This window comes from Desulfobaccales bacterium (assembly GCA_041648175.1).
Lineage (GTDB): Bacteria > Desulfobacterota > Desulfobaccia > Desulfobaccales > 0-14-0-80-60-11 > 0-14-0-80-60-11.
Genome location: JBAZPO010000010.1, coordinates 71,222 through 89,098, shown reverse-complemented (window position 1 = coordinate 89,098; position 17,877 = coordinate 71,222). Strand labels below are relative to the sequence as shown.

General features: G+C 56.2%; 11 protein-coding genes and 1 tRNA gene. 6 read left to right on the top strand and 6 right to left on the bottom strand.

The genetic code is table 11. The features are described 5' to 3' along the window. Nucleotides 1–87: 87 nt before the first annotated feature. The 4 genes from WC600_10920 to WC600_10905 all read left to right on the top strand — a co-directional run bounded on the left by WC600_10920 (nucleotide 88) and on the right by WC600_10905 (nucleotide 6,497). Nucleotides 88–1,347, top strand: a complete 1,260-nt coding sequence (locus WC600_10920; GenBank protein MFA4903241.1) for an MFS transporter — start codon at nucleotides 88–90, stop codon at nucleotides 1,345–1,347. Between the two features lie 209 nt (nucleotides 1,348–1,556). Then, nucleotides 1,557–1,633, top strand: a tRNA-Met gene (locus WC600_10915). 223 nt (nucleotides 1,634–1,856) lie between these two features. Beyond that, nucleotides 1,857–5,261, top strand: coding sequence for a response regulator (locus WC600_10910; GenBank protein ID MFA4903240.1), 3,405 nt, complete (start codon nucleotides 1,857–1,859; stop codon nucleotides 5,259–5,261). Between the two features lie 132 nt (nucleotides 5,262–5,393). Further along, entirely contained in the window at nucleotides 5,394–6,497 is a 1,104-nt protein-coding gene (locus WC600_10905) for a response regulator (protein MFA4903239.1), read from the top strand. Nucleotides 6,498–6,790: 293 nt separating this feature from the next. Here WC600_10905 and cyoE read toward each other — a convergent pair whose 3' ends face one another. From cyoE to WC600_10875, 6 genes are all read right to left on the bottom strand, one after another. Further along, nucleotides 6,791–7,690, bottom strand: coding sequence for a heme o synthase (cyoE, locus tag WC600_10900; GenBank protein MFA4903238.1), 900 nt, complete (start codon nucleotides 7,688–7,690; stop codon nucleotides 6,791–6,793). A gap of 152 nt (nucleotides 7,691–7,842) precedes the next feature. Then, entirely contained in the window at nucleotides 7,843–8,169 is a 327-nt protein-coding gene (gene cyoD / locus WC600_10895; GenBank protein MFA4903237.1) for a cytochrome o ubiquinol oxidase subunit IV, read from the bottom strand. Further along, complete coding sequence (gene cyoC, locus WC600_10890) at nucleotides 8,170–8,784, bottom strand: cytochrome o ubiquinol oxidase subunit III (GenBank protein MFA4903236.1); 615 nt, start codon at nucleotides 8,782–8,784, stop codon at nucleotides 8,170–8,172. It abuts the gene before it with no gap. Beyond that, complete coding sequence (gene cyoB / locus WC600_10885) at nucleotides 8,785–10,812, bottom strand: cytochrome o ubiquinol oxidase subunit I (GenBank protein MFA4903235.1); 2,028 nt, start codon at nucleotides 10,810–10,812, stop codon at nucleotides 8,785–8,787. A gap of 1 nt (nucleotide 10,813) precedes the next feature. Further along, nucleotides 10,814–11,740, bottom strand: coding sequence for a ubiquinol oxidase subunit II (gene cyoA, locus WC600_10880; GenBank protein MFA4903234.1), 927 nt, complete (start codon nucleotides 11,738–11,740; stop codon nucleotides 10,814–10,816). Between the two features lie 171 nt (nucleotides 11,741–11,911). Continuing rightward, a complete protein-coding gene (locus WC600_10875; protein MFA4903233.1) occupies nucleotides 11,912–12,952 on the bottom strand; it encodes a GSU2403 family nucleotidyltransferase fold protein in 1,041 nt (346 codons plus the stop codon). A 130-nt stretch (nucleotides 12,953–13,082) separates the two neighbouring features. Between WC600_10875 and WC600_10870 the strand changes: the two genes are divergently transcribed. Together WC600_10870 and WC600_10865 are read left to right on the top strand one after the other, a co-directional pair. Beyond that, nucleotides 13,083–16,958 (top strand): 2-oxoacid:acceptor oxidoreductase family protein, encoded by a 3,876-nt coding sequence (locus tag WC600_10870; protein MFA4903232.1) that lies wholly within the window; start codon nucleotides 13,083–13,085, stop codon nucleotides 16,956–16,958. Nucleotides 16,959–17,202: 244 nt separating this feature from the next. Continuing rightward, a complete protein-coding gene (locus WC600_10865; protein MFA4903231.1) occupies nucleotides 17,203–17,877 on the top strand; it encodes a SprT family zinc-dependent metalloprotease in 675 nt (224 codons plus the stop codon).

The window sequence follows — 17,877 nt, the reverse complement described above, 5'->3', positions numbered from 1 at the left end:
TAATCAAGCAGGAACGTCATAGCGGTTGCCAGAAAACGCCAGTTATTGCATACTGTCCACTGATTACTGATTACTGATTACTCAACCATGCCCCTGTCCCTCGCCACCCGCGCCCTCATCATCCTGGCCTCCCTCAATCTCCTGGACTATCTGGACCGGTATTTGGTGGCTTCTTTAGGCAGCCTGATAAAGGCCGACCTCCACTTGAGCGACAAGGCCTTCGGGTTCTTAGGCACCGCCTTTTTCCTGGTATATTTTCTCACCTCGCCCTTATTCGGCTATCTGGGAGACCGCTTCGGCCGCCTGCGCCTCATGGCTGGCGGCGCGGTACTCTGGAGCCTGGCCACCAGCCTCACTTTTTGGGTGCCCTCTTATGCCTTCCTGGTGGGGGCTCGGGGCCTGGTGGGGGTGGGCGAAGCCTCCTTCGGCACCCTGGCGCCGGCCTATCTGGCCGATATCCTGCCGTTGGGGCGCCGAGCCCGGGCCCTAGGCCTATTCTACCTGGCGCTGCCGGTGGGCACCGCCCTGGCCTACCTCATCGGCGGGCTGATCGGCAGCCACTGGGGCTGGCGGCCGGCCTTCCTCCTGGCGGGATTGCCAGGCTTGCTCATGGCCGGGCTGATTTACCGCCTCAGCGAGGTCCGGTCCGAATCTCGGGCAACGATTGCGCCCCCGGTTGCCCTTGCGCCTCTAGCCACGTATTGGCAACTATTTAAGGTGCCCACCTTGCGCCGCGTCACCCTGGGCTACGGCATGGTGACTTTTGCCCTGGGAGGCCTGGCGTTCTGGATGCCCCACTACCTGGAAGTATCGAAAGGCCTCACCCTGTCGCAGGCCAACCTGCTTTTGTTCGGCTCCGTGACCCTGGCCGGTGGGCTGGGCACCCTGACGGGCGGGTTCCTGGGAGATCGCCTGCTCACCTATACCCTCGGGGCGCCTTTGTGGGTCAGTGGCCTGGGAATCGTGCTGGCCTTGCCCCTGGCGGCCCTGGCCATTTTTGCCCATCACCCCGCCTTCTATATCCCAGGCCTGGCAGGGGCCATATTCTTCCTCTTCCTCAACCCCGGGGTGCTCACCGCGGTGGTGGTGAGCGTGGCGGGGCCATGGCGCCGGGCCCAGGCCGTGGCCTTGAACATCGTGGTTATTCATCTGGTTGGGGATGTACCCTCCCCTTTTCTCATCGGCCTGGCCTCTGATTTGGGCAGCCTCACCTGGGGCGTCTCCCTTACTTTGGTAGCCCTGGCCGCAGGGGCTGTACTCATCTTTACGGCGCTTCCCCACCTGGCCGCCGACCTGGCTGCGGCCGGGGAGACTCACCTTCAGGATAAGGCCCAGGGGACCGTATAATTTTAAAGGTTGCAGAAAGCATGGCAACAACAGTATCCGCCTTCCATAAGGCATCGCGGCCATAAAGTCATCACGACGCCAAATTTTCTTTTATTAATAATTATAGCGAGTTCTGACGCACTGCGGGGCCAGCCAGTCAGAGGCCAGGCATTTTGGCCATTGACGAAACAGAGTCAAATGGTTATAAATACAAAATCATAAGTCAATGACGCGGGGTGGAGCAGCCTGGAAGCTCGTCGGGCTCATAACCCGAAGGTCGTAGGTTCAAATCCTACCCCCGCTACCACATTAAACTAAGGGGTTAGATGAAAAATCTAACCCCTTACATTTTTCATACCCACCTTCGCAGAAAAATCTGGCCAAACCCAGCAACCAGCCCCGTCAAAGGCGAGATACCCAGTGGAAATCTCTTCGTGGCAGGTTTATTTTTGGAATCCAGGGATTATCATGCCCCCCTCTTTAATATAAAGATAAAGGAAAAATGTTCCGATACCAAGACAGAGGCTGACATGAGGGACCACGATAAAACCAAAGACGAACTGGTAGAAGAATTAAACCAATTGCGCCAGCAACTGGCCCATTCGCAGGCAACCGGTGGCGGCAACCCCCCTGCTGATGAGGCTTGGCGCGACAGTGAGGCCAAGTATCGGCTCCTGATAAAAAATCTGCCCAATGTGGTCTTTAAAGGCTATAAGGATTGGTCGGCTGATTTCGTCGATGACAAGATTGAGTCTTTGACCGGTTACCCGAAAGCAGATTTTTCCTCCAGGAAAATGAAATGGCTGGATATTGTGGTCGAAGCAGACCTTGCAGGTATGCGGCAAAAAGTAGTGGCAGCCTTAAAAGGAGATAAGTCCTATATAAGAGAATATCGCATCAAACATAAAAACGGCAACCAGTTGTGGATTCAAGAGAGCAGTCAGATAATTTGTAATGCCCACGGCGAAATTGATTTTATTTATGGAGCTTTCCTGGATATCAGTGAGCGGGTCCGAGCCGAAGCAGCGGTGCGGGAATCCGAACGCCGGCTTATGGATATCATTGATTTTTTGCCGGACGCCACTCTGGTCATCGACCAGGGAGGTTCGGTCATCGCCTGGAACCGTGCCATAGAAGCAATGACCGGGGTTAAGGCCCAAGATATCCTGGGGAAGGGCAATTTTGAATATGCTCTACCCTTCTATGGGGAAAGAAGACCGATCCTTATAGATTATATTTTCAATGAGGAAGCAGAATTCAGGGCCCAATATACCCGGGTGAGCAGGCGGGGAGAAATTCTCTGCGGCGAGACCTATGTCCCCCAGCTCAAAGAAGGCGGCGCTTATCTCGCGGCTACAGCCGGAAGCCTGTATGATTCTGCCGAAAATCTTACGGGAGCCATCGAAATAATCCGGGATATCACGGAGCGTAAACGTATGGAAGGAGCGCTCCATCGCCAAAAAGAATATCTGGCCGCGTTGCATGAAACCACCCTGGGCCTGATTAATCACTTAAACCTGCAAGAATTATTACAAGCCCTGATCAATCGCGCCGGCCAATTATTAGGGACGCCGCATGGTTTTATTTTCCTGGTCGAACCGGAAAAAAAGGTGCTGGAATGCAAGGTTGGAGCGGGGATTTTCAGCGGAGTCCTGGGCTCCACCTTAAAGATGGGACAAGGTCTGTCCGGGAAGATTTGGCAAACCGGTCAGCCATTACTTATTGAAGATTACCAGGGTTGGGGAGAACGTGCCGACAATCTTGATTTGGATTACGAAGCCATCCGGGTGGTTATGGGAGTTCCCCTTAAGTCCGGGACCCAGACCACCGGGGTCCTCGGTCTGGCCTGCCACCGGGAAACCGGCCAGACATTTAGCGAGGAGGAGACGGAACTTCTTGAGCGTTTTGCGGAACTGGCTTCCTTGGCTTTGGACAATGCCCGCCTTTACGCCGAAGCCGGAGAGGCCCAAGAAGCCGCCGAAGCCGCCAACGAGGCCAAGAGTGTGTTCCTGGCCATGATGAGTCACGAAATTCGCACCCCGATAAACGGGGTTATCGGCATGACCCACCTCTTACTCGATACCCCCCTTAATGAAGAACAACGGGAATTCACCGAGACGATTCGTGCCAGCGGCGACGCTCTCCTGAATATCATCAACGATATCCTTGACTTTTCCAAGATCGAGGCCGGCAAAATGGAACTGGAGCACCAGCCTTTTGATGTGCGCCACTGCCTTGAAAGCGCCCTGGATATGGTGACCACCTTGGCGGCGCATAAAGGTCTGGAATTGGCCTATCAGATTGCTGAGGAAGTCCCGGCCACTATTGCCGGCGATGTCACCCGCCTGCGGCAGATCTTGGTCAACCTGCTCACCAATGCCGTGAAGTTCACTGAAAAAGGGGAAATTGTCCTGACGGCCCGGGTGGAATCCGGCGAATTGACTGAGGCAGGAAAACCCGCCATGGCTTCGCCTGCTCACTTGGTTTTGCATTTTGCCGTGACGGATACCGGCATCGGCATACCGCCAGATCGTCTCGGCCGCCTCTTCCAATCTTTCAGCCAGGTGGATGCCTCCACCACCCGCAAATACGGCGGCACGGGATTGGGCTTGGTCATCTGCAAGCGGCTCAGCGAAATGATGGGCGGCAGCATGTGGGTCGAAAGCACCGGCTTGCCGGGGCAGGGAGCGACATTTCATTTCACCATCCAGGCCGAGCCGGTAGTCATGCCCGTAGTCACCCGGCAGGAGTTGCTGAGGCTCCAGCCCCACCTAGCCGGCAAACGCATACTGGCCGTGGACGACAACGACACCAATCGCCGCATCCTCGTCCTCCAAACGCGCTCCTGGGGCATGCTGGCCCGGGACACAGGTAAACCCCGGGAGGCGCTGGAATGGATCAGGCGTGGCGACCCCTTTGATGTGGTGATTCTGGACATGCAAATGCCGGAAATGGACGGCGTCATGCTAGCCCGGGAGATTCGCGCCTTGAACCCCACCCTGCCCTTGGTGCTCTTTTCTTCCCTGGGTCACCGGGAAACTGGCCCGGACAGCTCAATCTTCGCAGCCCAAATCACCAAGCCCATCAAACCCTCCCAATTATTCGACGCCCTGATGAACCTTTTTGCGGAGCAACCGATAACCGTTCGCCAAAGCGGCGCCGCGGCTACGGCCCATATCGATTCCCACCAGGCCCAACGGCTGCCGCTGCGAATTCTCCTGGCCGAGGACAATGCCGTGAACCAGAAAGTCGCCTTGCGACTGTTGGCGCGGATGGGATATCAGGCCGACGTGGCCGCCAATGGCGTAGAAGCCCTGGCCGCCTTGCAGCGCCAACCTTATGACGTGGTATTGATGGACGTGCAGATGCCGGAGATGGACGGACTGGAAGCAGCACGCCGCATCAAGCAGACCTGGTCTGCCGCCCAAAAACCGCGGATTATTGCCATGACCGCCAACGCCATGCAGGGAGACCGGGAAAAGTGCCTAGATGCTGGCATGGATGACTATATTACCAAGCCGATTCGCGTCGAGGCCTTGGTTTCGGCCCTGAACCAAACCCAACCGAAGGCTTCCCCGGATTTGCCTCCGGAATCAGGACCGGCCATTGACCCTGAGCAGTTTGAGAGTTTTCGGCAGGCCATGGGCGACGACTTCATCGGCGAAGTCATCGAGGTCTTTAATGAGGACGCGCCCAATCTGTTGCTGGATATGCAGCAGGCCTTGACCGCCAATGATGCTGAACTCTTCCGTCGCACCGCGCACAGTCTTAAATCCAACAGCGCCCAAATCGGGGCAACGAAATTATCCGAACTGGCCAAAGGGTTGGAGATGCTCAGCAGAGAAGGCAGAATGGCTGAGGTCTCGGACACTGTGGCGCTGGCTGAGGCCGAATACAACTTAGTCAAGCAAGCGCTCCAGGAGCTGATCAAATGAAAAACCAGGGCTTATAGCGCTTACCAAAAGTTCGTTCCTCTTATTCTCCTCTCCCCTTTTGGGAGAGGTCAGGGTGAGGGGTTAATAAAAAAATTTTGGCAATGAGTATACGAACCACACCGGGAGCCACCTATGCCTATGCCTAAACTTACGGGCTCAATCCTTATTGTTGATGATAATCGCATGAACCGTTTGATGCTAGCCCGCAGCCTGGAACAGCAAGGGCACCAGGTCTTATTTGCGGAACATGGCCGACAGGCTCTGGAAATGCTTCAAGCCCATTCCCCTGATGTGGTCTTGCTCGATATTGAAATGCCCGAGATGAATGGCTATGAAGTGTTGGAGCAGATAAGCGCCAATCCCCGCTGGCGGGACATTCCGGTGATCATGATTTCCGCGGTAGATGAAATTGACAGCGTGGTCAAGTGCATCGAGATGGGGGCCGCGGATTATCTCAATAAGCCGTTTAATCCCGTTTTACTGAAAGCCCGGGTCGGCGCCAGCCTGGAGAAAAAACGCCTCCTCGATGAACAGCGGGAACTGTTTCGCAAATTCGCCACCGACGAAGTTGCGGAAGAATTAATGTCCTCGGGCTTTTCCTTGGGCGGCCGGACCGTGGACGCGACGGTGTTGTTCTGCGATATCCGTTCCTTTACGACCCTGGCCGAATCCCAAAACCCTAACGATACCATTGAGCTCTTGAACGCTTACTATGGCATGATCATCGATGCTACGGCCAGCGAGGGCGGCATTGTCAGCCTGATGGCGGGTGATGGGTTGATGTCGATCTTCGGGGCGCCGTTGCCCCGGGAAGATCATCGCCAATGCTCGGTCCGCGCGGCTCTGGGGATGATCCGGCGCATTAAACTGTTCAATCAAGAGCAAGCCGGGTTGCAGCGCCCCCCCATTGCCATCGGCATAGGCATAGCCTCAGGCGCCGTTGTGGCCGGCTTTGTCGGCACCCAAAGGCGCGCCACCTATACCTGCATCGGCGATACAGTAAACCTGGCCTCTCGCCTCGAATCGCACACCAAAGTTTTAAGGCAGCCTATTCTCATCGAAGAGAACACGCGTCTGGGTTTGGACTCCGATATTCCTGTGGTGCCCCAGGGCGAAGTCCAACTTCGGGGCAAAACCCAAACTGTCAAAGTCTTCTCGGTCCCGACGGAGCCAGGCGTCGATATGTTCCAGGTCTGGCTCGACCGGGAGCAGCATCGCCAAGACTCGCGGGCCTGAGACGCAATTAACCCAACCTGCGTGCGCGAAACTTATACTCATTGCCAAAAGTTTTTTCTATCCACCCCTCACCCTAGCCCTCTCCCACAAGGGGAGAGGGGAATAATAAGGAAAGAACTTTTGGCAATCGCTATAACCGCAAAACCTTGCCTCCTCGCCACCTGGCCCGATCCCACCAGCAATTATCCTGATGGTATTCTCTCTGAACCTTGTCGAAATCCTTGATCAGCGATATCCCTGGCACTTCGATCCCGCTGTTACTGATAACAAATTTCTCAATACAGCGGTTTGGACTACGGAGCATAGCTCAGAAGAATTTCTGACGGGACAGGCGCGGTGAAATCGGTTGACATCATGACGCTCAGAATGAATATGGTCAGAATGGAGAAGATAAAAAGTTTCTTGGCCCAGAGCCGTTCACCTTTTGCCTTGTAGCCCGACCAGGCCATATACAGCCAGGTCAGGCCCAACACGGTCGCCACTGCAAAGGTGCTGTAACCGGTGTAGCCGCCTACGGGCAGCATCAGCGTGGCGGCCATAAAGGCCAAGATATAACCAACAATATGCTTTTTTGCCGCGGCGGTTCCCCGCTTAACCGGCAGAACCGGGATGGCCGCGTGAGTGTAATCCTCAAACCGAAAAACCGCGATGGCGTAGCAGTGAGGCATCTGCCATAGGCTGAAGATTGACAACAATATCACTGCTCCCAGGTCGAAGCGGCCGGTGACTGCGCAATATCCCGCCAGGGGCGGTGTGGCTCCCGCCAGACTGCCGATCAACGCGCCGTAGACGGAATTGCGCTTCAGGTACAGGCTGTATACGCCCACATAAATCACCAGGCCCGCCAGCACGATGCTAACTGCCAGCAGGTTGGTTGCCGTCCAGAGCAGTGCCAGGCCCGCAATGCCCAAAAGCGTGGCGTAGGATACGGCGATCGGCAGGTTGATGAGCCCCTTGGCCAGGGCGCGGTTGCGGGTCCGGATCATTTTTCGGTCTATTTTTCTATCGACACAGTTGTTGAAAACGCAACCGGAAGCGACCACCAAGGATATGCCGATGAGAGTCCCCGGGAGAAGAGCGCCATCAACCCGCCCTTTGGAGGCAAGAAAAAAGCCGGCTGCCGCGGAGATCAGGTTGCCGAAAACGATCCCCGGTTTGGCAACGAGCACATAGTTTTTGATCCTTTCAGGCATTCTCACATCATCTTAAGCGATCAGCTGTCAGCTATCAGCAAAAACAATAAGTTAGAACATTAGGTCGATAATGGTTGATTTGTTGAGGTAACGGAACAAATTGTTTTTCTTTAAAAAGCTGACTGCTGAAAGCTAATAGCTGACCGCCAGCTTCACATCATTCGGTAATTCAGGCTAGACATGATCCAGAGGGTTCCGCCGACGAAGAGGACCATGATCAATAAAGTGAAGATCAGGGCTAGCACGTTCCAACGCGCCGCAGATGTTGTGTCCAGATGCAAGAAGTAATGCAAGTGCACCATAATCTGCACGATGCCAGCTACGAATATGCCGGATAGGGTCGCCGTGGGGGACAAAGTACCGCTCATCACCAAGGCAAACGGAATGGCGGTCAGAATAAGGGAAAGAACGAAGCCGGTGAGGTACGATTTGAGACTTCCCCTGCTTGCGCCGATGCTGTCGATAGATGCTTGACTCATTTACACAACTCCCATCAGGTAGACGATACTAAATATGCCGATCCATATGAGATCCAGAAAATGCCAGAACATACTCAGACGCATCAGCCGTGATTGAACGGGAGAGGTCAACCCTTTGACGGCGACCTGACCTATCACGACCGCCATCCAGATCAGCCCGAAAGTCACATGGGCACCGTGAGTCCCTGCCAGGGTGAAAAAACTCGAAAGGAAGGCGCTGCGGTCCGGCCCGTGCCCCGCGGCAATCATACCGTGGAACTCATTGATTTCCAGGGAGACAAAACCGAGCCCCAGCAGAAAGGTGACGGCGAGTCCGATCAGAACCCACTTCGTCTTGCCGTCGTGCACGGCCAGCATGACCAGACCATAGGTTACACTGCTGACCAGCAGGAACAAGGTTTCACCCAACAGGTAAGGCAGGTCAAACAATTCCTTCCCTGTCGGTCCGCCCGCATAGTTGCGGCCCAGCACGATAAAAGTAGCGAAGAGCGTCGCAAATATGATGAGGTCGCTCATAAGGTAGAGCCAGAAACCGAAGGTCTGCATCGCGACGGTATCGTGTTCAACTTCTTCGTTATGAGCGGCGCCGATGGTCGAAGCGTCTGTGGTCATCATTTACCTCTCCGGTACGGGTTCTGGAATATTCTGTTGGTCTGATGTGGAGTCTATCCTCGACCAAGGCCAACTGGCGAAGCGTTCAGTTTCGATCCGCTCGACCTCGGTGGCGGTTATGAGATAATGGAGGTCGTCGTCGAATGAGCGGGCAATGACCGTGAAAAGCATACCCAGAGCGGCCAGTCCGGCCAGCCACCAGATGTACCAGATCATGGCAAATCCGAACACGAAAGCCAATAAGCCAATGATCAAGCCGTGCGGCGCGTTTTTTGGCATCTCGATGTCGCTATATTGATCCGGCCGAGGATCCGCGCCGCCTTTTTCCTTCATGTGCATAAAGGCATCGATGTCATCTACAACAGGTGCCTTCGGGAAGTTATAGACCGCGGGAGGAGAAGAGGTCAGCCATTCCAAGGTGCGGCCGTCCCAGGGATCGCCGGTGGGATCGTTGAGCGCCTGGCGCTCCTTTATGCTGACGAACAACTGGATTCCCTGAAAGAGGATGCCAAGCGCAATCACGGCCGTACCCAAGGCGGCGACGAGCAGATAGGGATGCCAGGCCGGGTTGGGATAAAACGCCATGCGGCGGGGCATGCCCATGAAGCCCAGCACATACAGGGGCATAAAGGCAAGATAAAAGCCGATCAGCCAGCACCAGAAGGCGCGTTTGCCCCAATCTTCCTGCAACCGAAAGCCGAAGGCCTTGGGGAACCAATAATAATACCCTGCCATAAAGCCGAACAGCGACCCGGGGATCAGCATATTGTGGAAATGGGCGATCAAAAACAGGCTGTTGTGCAATACGTAATCAGCGGGCGGCATTGCCAGCAGTACGCCAGCGGACCCGCCGACAGCGAAGGTCACGAATCCCCCCAGGGCCCAGTACATCGGCGTATTAAACCGGATGCGGCCGCGATACATGGTGAACAGCCAGTTGAAGGTTTTCACCCCGGTGGGGATGGCAATCAACATGGTCGCAATCCCGAAAAAGAGGTTGACGTTCGGGCTGGCGCCCATGGTGAAAAAATGATGCACCCAGACGGAAAAGGACAGAACCGTGATGACCGCAACGGCATAAACCATGGACCCATAGCCGAATAGCCGTTTCCCGGAGAAAGTGGCAACGACCTCCGAAAAGATTCCGAAAGCCGGCAGAATCACGACATAAACCTCGGGATGCCCCCAGGTCCAGAACAGGTTGGCATACATCATCATATTGCCACCAAAGTCGTTGGTGAAAAAATGCATGCCCAGGTAGCGGTCGAGGGTTATCATAAATAGATTGGCCGTCAGAACCGGAAAGGCCCAAACTACGAGCACCATGGTGCACAAACTAGTCCAAACAAACATCGGCATCCGCATAAGGTTCATTCCGGGAGCGCGCATTTTCAGGATGGTGACGAGAAAATTGATACCGCTCAAGGTCGTGCCGATACCCGCGATCTGGAAGGCCCAGATCCAATAGTCCACCCCGGTGCCCGGGCTGTACTGTTGTTCGGTCAGCGGGGTATATCCCGACCATCCGGCTTGGGAAAACTCACCACAACCCAAAGATACCATGATCAGCATCGCCCCGGCTGCGGTTAGATAGAGACTGAGCGAATTCAGAAAGGGAAAGGCGACATCGCGGGCCCCGATTTGCGGCGGCACCACGATATTCATCAGCCCGGTAAGAAACGGCATGGCCATGAAGATGATCATGATCGAGCCGTGAGCGCTGAAGATCTGATTGAAGTGGTCAGCGGACAGATAACCAAGGGAGCCGCCCGCGGCCATGGCCTGCTGACCGCGCATCAGAATGGCATCGGAGAAGCCGCGCAGCAGCATGACCAATGCCAGGATAATGTACATGATGCCGATCTTTTTGGGGTCGAGGCTGGTCAGCCATTCTTTGTAAAGGTAGGGCCACTTTCTGTAGTAAGTGATTAAGGCCATGATCACCAGGCCCAGGAGAGACGCACCAATTACGGCGCTGAACGTGATCATGTTGTCATACGGAATCGCCGCAAGGGTTAACTTGCCAAACATCTCACTTCTCCTCCGAAACGTCGTGTCTTGCATGTGGGGAAACGGAGCCTCGGCTCATATGACCGGGATGTTTGCCCCACGCCGGATCGAATTTGCGCAGGATATACACAAATAGATCGGGCTCGACTACAGAGAAATAGGTCACGGGGTGGTACCCGAGGCTCGGCTTGGCGAGCTTCTCATACCGGTCCAGATCAAGCTTTTCCGGAGATTGCCTGATCTTTTGCACCCACGCGTGAAACTCTTCAGGGGAAACCGCATTCGCCTTGAAATGCATGTCAGCGTAACCGATACCGCTGATTTGATTATTGTGACCGGCATAAATACCTGGTTTATCAGCCAGGAGGTGCAATCGGGTTTGCATGCCTGCCATGGCGTAAATCTGGCTACCCAACTGCGGGATGAAGAAGGAAGTCATTACGGTGTCTGAGGTGATTTTGAAGCTGAGTGGCACATTGACGGGGAAAGTGATTTGATTGACGGTCGCGATCTTCTCATCCGGGTAGATGAAGAGCCATTTCCAATCCAGGGATACGGCTTCGATGTTGATGGGCTTTTCGGCCGAAGGGATGGGCTTATAGGGATCCAGAGAATGGGTATAGGTCCAGGCCAGAATCGCCAGGACCGTGACAATGGCAATGGGAACCGCCCACATGAAAAAATCGATTTTGGCGGAATAACCCCATTTCGGCATATAAGTCGATTCGGTATTGGAAGCTCTGTACTTTCGGGGAAACCAGAAAGCCATGATGAAGACGGGAATGACGATGATCGCCATGAGCACGATGGCCGCAATGATGACGAACCGCTCCGACTCGCCGATCGGTCCTTTGGGGTCCAATAGAACTATCGTGCTGCAACCTGCGAGGAAAGTTACGGCACCTAGCGATAACAAGCCGACAAAAACGGAATATTTCTTTCTCTTCATTTATCCCCCGATTGTCTCAAGGGTCTTTAGGTGGTCAGGGCAAACTGCAGCCGGGAAAGGATTACATGGGCAGATCCATCCATTCGCCATCCTCCGGGAAGGTTCTCTGATTTAATATAAGTACAAACATCCGGGGTGCAAACTCTTCCTGACTTTTCACGCGGCATGACACTAATCCAGGTCCAGGTCCTCACTCGATTCATACCCCTCCACCAGCCCCTGGGCCGGGCGGACCACCTCGGGGGGAAAGAGGTTAAGTTGGGAAGAGAAAAAATAATACTGGGGCAGGTAGCGCAGGATCATCTCCGCCAGGGCCATGGCCTGGGTGCGGTCCCGGCTGCGTTTGGCTGGCTCCCGGTCCTCTTGCTGGCTCAGCCAAAGTTTATGCAGGGCCAGGGCCCGGGGATCGGGGACCGCCAGGGTGGCCGGCGTGCCCCGCTTGCCGATGACTACCTGGGAAAACTTGGGAGCACTCAAGAGGGCAATAAGATCGCCGGATTCGGCCGGTACCGCGGGCCCTGAAGCATTATGGGGCGTGGCCCTGGTCTGGACCCTTACGATTGGCGGCTGCGCTAACTTGACCAGAAAACCGGCTTTATTGACAGCCCGGAAACCGTTGCCGGGAAAGGGCTGAAAGGAGCGATCCGCCTGGCGCAGCAGACGCAGGAGGTCGTCCGGCGGAACTGGCCGTGCTGCCCCCAGCGTGAGTTTTTGTGCGGCACCGGACCAAAACGGCGATTCCTTAAGCACGTCAATAAAGACCCCAGCGGCAAATTCATAAGCATGCAGGGCGTGGGTGCCGATAACGGTGACCGTGGCTCCCGTCAGACCGCTCATTTCCAGGCGGCGTATGATACGTATGACGGTCTCGGGGACCCGGTTGATTAAAGCCGCCCGGCAGAACCGGGCTGTGGTGGCCAGGTCCTCACGCCGGGAAGCCAGTCGCTCCGCCAACTCGCGGCGCTCGCGTCCGAATTCCGTGAACCGGCGTTCTGTTTCCGGCGACCGAGGCCCTAGGCTCTCACCGTTGCCGTAGCGGTCCCGGTATTTATATAAGTAGTTCTTACCCTTGATCTTTTTCCAATGCATGCCGCCCTTGAGGGGTCGGCCGCTCTTGAGGGCGTTCAGATAACTCCCATAGGCCTGGACGGCTCGGGCCAGGGTTTCCTGTTGCGTTGCCTCGAATTCCCGGAAAAAATATTCGGCTGCCATTTTTATCCTTCAAAATATCTTATCAAATCTTATGAAGGATAATTTTATAGGTCAAGCGATTTTTTATTGCCAAGGCTTTATTAATTTGCGATAAAAACTTCATTAGTTTCTTGTAAAGGAGAGTGCCCCCATGAGACCTAGCACCGAAATCGATACCTTGCGTCAGCAACTCCCCTACCACCGGTTGCGCAAAACCCGCAAAGACAAAGTCCTGCCCATCGATTGGCCCACGGAATGGGAGCGCTTTGACGCCAGCGAGCTCTTTGCCTTCGACCTGGCCACCATCCCTAAAACTTTGCTGGAAAATATCCGCAAACGGCAGGAGGTCTTGATGGATGGTAACCAGGCGGCCATTTCGGTGTTGACCCGCCTCGTCGACGGCCTCTGCGGCTACCCCATCACTCCGTCCACCCCTATTGCCGAAACCTTTGCCCGGGTGGCCGCCAACGGCCAAAAAAACCTCTTCGGCAACGAACTCATGTACTTTCAACCCAGCGACGAACTCTCGGCCATCGCCGCGGTTGAGGCCATGGCCTGTCAGGGCGGGCGCTACGCCGACAACACTTCGTCTCAGGGCCTCCTCCTTAAGACCAAAAACCTCTTTTCCGTGGCGGGCAAGCGCCTGCCGGTGGTGATGACCGTCATGGCCCGGGAAGTCAACAAAGGCTCCTTGAGCATCCACTGCGGCCACACCGATTTTTACGCCGTGCGCAACGCGGGCTGGGCCCAACTGGTGAGCGAGGATAACCAGGAGCTCCATGACCTGTTGCCTGTGGCCTTTAAAGTGAGCGAACTCAAGCAGGTGATGATGCCCACTATGGTCATCGGTGACGGTTTCATCAAGAGCCACGCTATCGAAAATATCAAGGAACTTTCCGACGCCTTCCTGGAGTATTATGTGGGGCCGCCCAACCGCATCTACCAACCCAACTTCGAACACGGCACCCTCACCGGCACCTTCACCGACACCGACCTGACCATGGAAGGCCAGGTGGCCCAGGATCTGGCCTACCGCTTCTTCCGCCGGGGTTTCACCCTGGCCATGAATAACATGAACAAGATTCTGGGCACCAACCTTAAAGTGGTGGAATGCTACCGCACCGAAGACGCCGACATGGTCGTGGTCCTCTTGGGCTCCGCCGCCGGCGTGGTCAAAGACGTGGTGGACTACTACCGGGATGTGAAAGGCTACAAGATCGGAGTGGTGCGGCCGGTGTTGTTCAACCCGCCCTGCTATGAAGAGCTGGCCTATGGGATGCGCAAGGCCAAGGTGATCTCGGTGTTGGAGCGCTCCGGCACCGCCCACAATCAGCTTCTCCTGGCCGACGTGCAGGCCTCCCTGCAAATCTCTCTCCGGGCCGGCCGGGAAGGCAAAAAAGAGCACCGCATCTATGGCCGGGAAGATATGCCCACCCTTTTCCACGGAGTCTACGGCCTGGGCAGCAAGGATTTCAACAAATACGATGCCGCCGCCGTGGTGGAGAACATGCTGTCGTTTTACGAAAAAAAGCGGCGTTTCCACCGGGATTTTTACGTGGGCATCGAAGGCCCCCTGACCCTGCGGCCTACGCCGCTTCCCGGTTACCTGGAGCGGGAGTTGGGCATGACCTTCATCGGGGTGGGCGCCGAAGGTGTTAAAACTGCGCTGGAGTCCGCGGCCCTTATTTATGCCCAGGATGTGGGCACCGGCAAGAAATACATCCAGTCCGGGGCCCGCTACGGCGCCGCCCGCAAAGGCGCCCCGGTCTTCATGAACCTGCGTATCTCCTCGCAGCCCATCCGCAACTCCTCAGAACTTACGGAACGGGACGTACTGGCCTTCTTCAATGAAAAATTCCTGTCTGACCAGATTCTCCGAGAGTATGTGGGCGGCTTGAAGGAAAACGGCCTCCTGGTCATCAATACCCCTAAAAGCTGCTATGATATCATGGCTACCTTCTCGTCCCAGGTCCAGTCCTTGATCAAGTACCGGCGCATCAAAATCATGGCCATCGACGGCACCCGGGCAGCGCTCCAGCACCTCAACCGCAACCTCCCCGGCGCAGCCTTCCTGGGCCTCATCAACCGGGAGATGGGCATTCTGACCGAAAAGGAATTCGAGCAGCGCTTCAAGAAAATCCTGGAAAAGAAACTGGGCACCAAAAAGCGGGAAATGCTGGAGTCCAACGTCTCATTGCTCAAATACGGCGCCGACCAGGCCTCCGGCCACGTCAGTGAAAAAGCCCCTGGGACCATCTCTTTAGATGCCACCGCTCCCGCTTACACCCCGCCGCTGCCGGAGAACTTCGGCCAGGGTCCGAGGACCGCGGGCCTCCCGGTGCTCCTTGCCGACAAAGACCATATGGGGATCATCAAGTCGGTGAACCTGACGGAGAATTACCAGGAGGTCTTTTACCAGGATATGGTCAAACCCATCCTGGACGGCAAAAAAGTTCCTTGGGATCACTTCCTGCCCATCGTGCCCGCGGGCACCAGCCGCTACCGGGATATGAGCTTCATCGGCGCCCAACTGCCGGTCTATGACGCCTCGAAATGCATCGCCTGCGGCTTGTGCACCGCCTCCTGCCCTGATTCGGCCCTCATCTCCACCGTCACCGATCGGCCGGTAGATGACGCGGCCCGGTACTTCAAGAAGTTTAAGAGCCCACCCAAGGGCATCCCCTGGGAGCGCTTCGCCTTAAACATCAACGCCGACCCCGCCGCCTGCAAGGGCTGCGGCGTTTGTGCCCAGGTGTGCCCCACCGATGCCCTGAAAATGGTGGACAAAAACACCGTGAAAGACGAGGACTTTCTCCCGGCGGCCTGCCGGGCATGGGACAACACGGTCAACCTGGCCCCGTACGTGGACAAGCTGTCCCTCAACCATCAGGTGCTCTTCGTCTTCTCCAAGCTCTACCCCGGCAAGCACACCCTGTGCCCGGGCTGCTCCGAGGGGGTCATCAACCTGCTGACCTTCTTCGCGGCGGAGTCCCTGCGCAATAACCCCCAGGGCATCGCCACCTTCTACCAGGGCCTCAAGATCCTGTCGGAGAAAAACAAGCGGGCCATCGAGCACATGCTGGACCACGGCTTCAACATCTACTCCATCAACGCCACCGGCTGCGACCAGGTCTCCGAACTGGTGAACCCCTTCAATACCCGGATGTATCCGGCAGGCCACTACGGTTTCGGCACCGCCTCCGCCGCCGCCCTGGGGGCCAAGTTCAGCCTGGACCAGGCCTATCAAAACCGTTACAACAGCGTGCTCACCAAGATCATCGTCTTTGCCGGGGATGGCGCCATTTACGACATCGGCAATGGTCCCTTCAACCATGCCCTGGGCGAAAACTTTGACATCACCTGGGTAATCTTCAACAACGAAGGCTACATGAACACCGGCATGCAGAAGTCCGGGGCCACCCGTTTCGGGACCGACCGCTCTACCTCCCCCATCGGCAGGAAGTACGCGGGCAAGACCACCCTGCACCGCCGGATTATCAGCCAGGCCATGGCCATCTCCCATGTTTACGCGGCCAAGCTCACTGTCGACAACCCCTTCTATGCCATCAAGATCCTCAAGGAAGCCATCGCTTACAACGGCCCCTCCCTGGTGGAGTTCTTCTCCGCCTGCCCCACGGGCCACGTGACCAACGACTGGGCCGGGCCGATGATCTCCCGGATGATGGTGGAGTCCCGGAAATGGCAGGTGGCGGTGCGCCGGCCCTTCCAGCGCATCGACATTTCGGGCAACCCCGCCCCTGACCTGATCTATCCCACGGAGGGCAAGTCCTTCAAGCGGGGCATCAAGCGGGACGCGGCCACCTTCTATGATGTGGTTTCCATGCTAGGCCAGTATAACCAGCACATCAAGACGGTGAAAAGCGGCGATATCCCAGAGATCGTGCGCATCAACGAAACCGTCAGCCTCTTCCGCTGGCTCAGAAACCAATATATGGCGGGCTACCGGGACACCATGCCGTCTGAAGAAGAAGTGGAGCGCATCGTGGACGAACGCTACCGGTTGTAAAATAGGCCGGCTCAAGATACGCTTAGGGGTCAGGGATTTCCCTGGCCCCTTATTTATGGTTTTACAGTAATCGGTTCCGAAATTTAGAGTTAAGTAATTCCTGCAAAGGGAAAGCCCCCCTTTTAAAAATGGTTATTTAGGAGGATTTCCAAGTAGTTAAAAAATCAATCCCGAATCCCCTTCCGGAGCCATAAGCAACTCCTATGATCGTCGTAGGCGCACGGCTTGCCGGGCAAACCCTAAAATGACAGAACTAGACATCGAATACCGCATCAGCCCCAGGCGCAAGAGCATCGCCCTCATGGTCACCGCCGAAGGCCGGGTGGTGGTGACTATGCCCCGAGGCACCTCCAAGGAAAACCTCGCCCGGGCTTTTGAAAAACACGGCGCCTGGCTCGAACGCAAGGTGGCGGACCGTAAGGCGGCCTGGGGGCAACTCAAGGCAGGGGAGGCCCACCTCCTTGGACAGCCTTTAAGGCTCACGGTGCTTAAGGGTGCCACGGGACCCGTAACCCTGAATGGCCAGGAGATTCGGGTGCCTCTGCCAAACGGGGCCGATCTCTGGTCCCGGTTGGTCGCCTGGTATGCCGAGCGCGCTTTTGGGCTGCTCCATGGACGGGTGCGCCATTTTGCGGTAACCATGGGTCTTGCGCCCGGTCCGGTGGAACTAAAAGAATGGAAGCGCCGTTGGGGCGAATGCCATCCCGACGGCACCCTCAAATTCAACTGGCGCCTCATCCTGCTGCCTGCGGAAGTCATCGACTACGTGGTGGTGCACGAACTGGCCCACCTCAAAGTCCCCGGCCACAACCCCCGGTTCTGGGGCGTCGTGGCCGCGGTCCTCCCTGATTTTGCCCACCGCCGCCAATGGCTGAACCGGCAGGGCACGCCGTTTCTCCTCTGGCGCGCCGAGTCTTAA

Coding starts and splice junctions, on each gene's coding strand:
- cyoB (MFA4903235.1), bottom strand. CDS start 10,812: ATGTTTGGCAAGTTAACCCTTGCGGCGATTCCGTATGACAACATGATC.
- cyoD (MFA4903237.1), bottom strand. CDS start 8,169: ATGAGTCAAGCATCTATCGACAGCATCGGCGCAAGCAGGGGAAGTCTC.
- cyoC (MFA4903236.1), bottom strand. CDS start 8,784: ATGATGACCACAGACGCTTCGACCATCGGCGCCGCTCATAACGAAGAA.
- WC600_10875 (MFA4903233.1), bottom strand. CDS start 12,952: ATGGCAGCCGAATATTTTTTCCGGGAATTCGAGGCAACGCAACAGGAA.
- WC600_10905 (MFA4903239.1), top strand. CDS start 5,394: ATGCCTATGCCTAAACTTACGGGCTCAATCCTTATTGTTGATGATAAT.
- cyoE (MFA4903238.1), bottom strand. CDS start 7,690: ATGCCTGAAAGGATCAAAAACTATGTGCTCGTTGCCAAACCGGGGATC.
- cyoA (MFA4903234.1), bottom strand. CDS start 11,740: ATGAAGAGAAAGAAATATTCCGTTTTTGTCGGCTTGTTATCGCTAGGT.
- WC600_10910 (MFA4903240.1), top strand. CDS start 1,857: ATGAGGGACCACGATAAAACCAAAGACGAACTGGTAGAAGAATTAAAC.
- WC600_10865 (MFA4903231.1), top strand. CDS start 17,203: ATGACAGAACTAGACATCGAATACCGCATCAGCCCCAGGCGCAAGAGC.
- WC600_10870 (MFA4903232.1), top strand. CDS start 13,083: ATGAGACCTAGCACCGAAATCGATACCTTGCGTCAGCAACTCCCCTAC.
- WC600_10920 (MFA4903241.1), top strand. CDS start 88: ATGCCCCTGTCCCTCGCCACCCGCGCCCTCATCATCCTGGCCTCCCTC.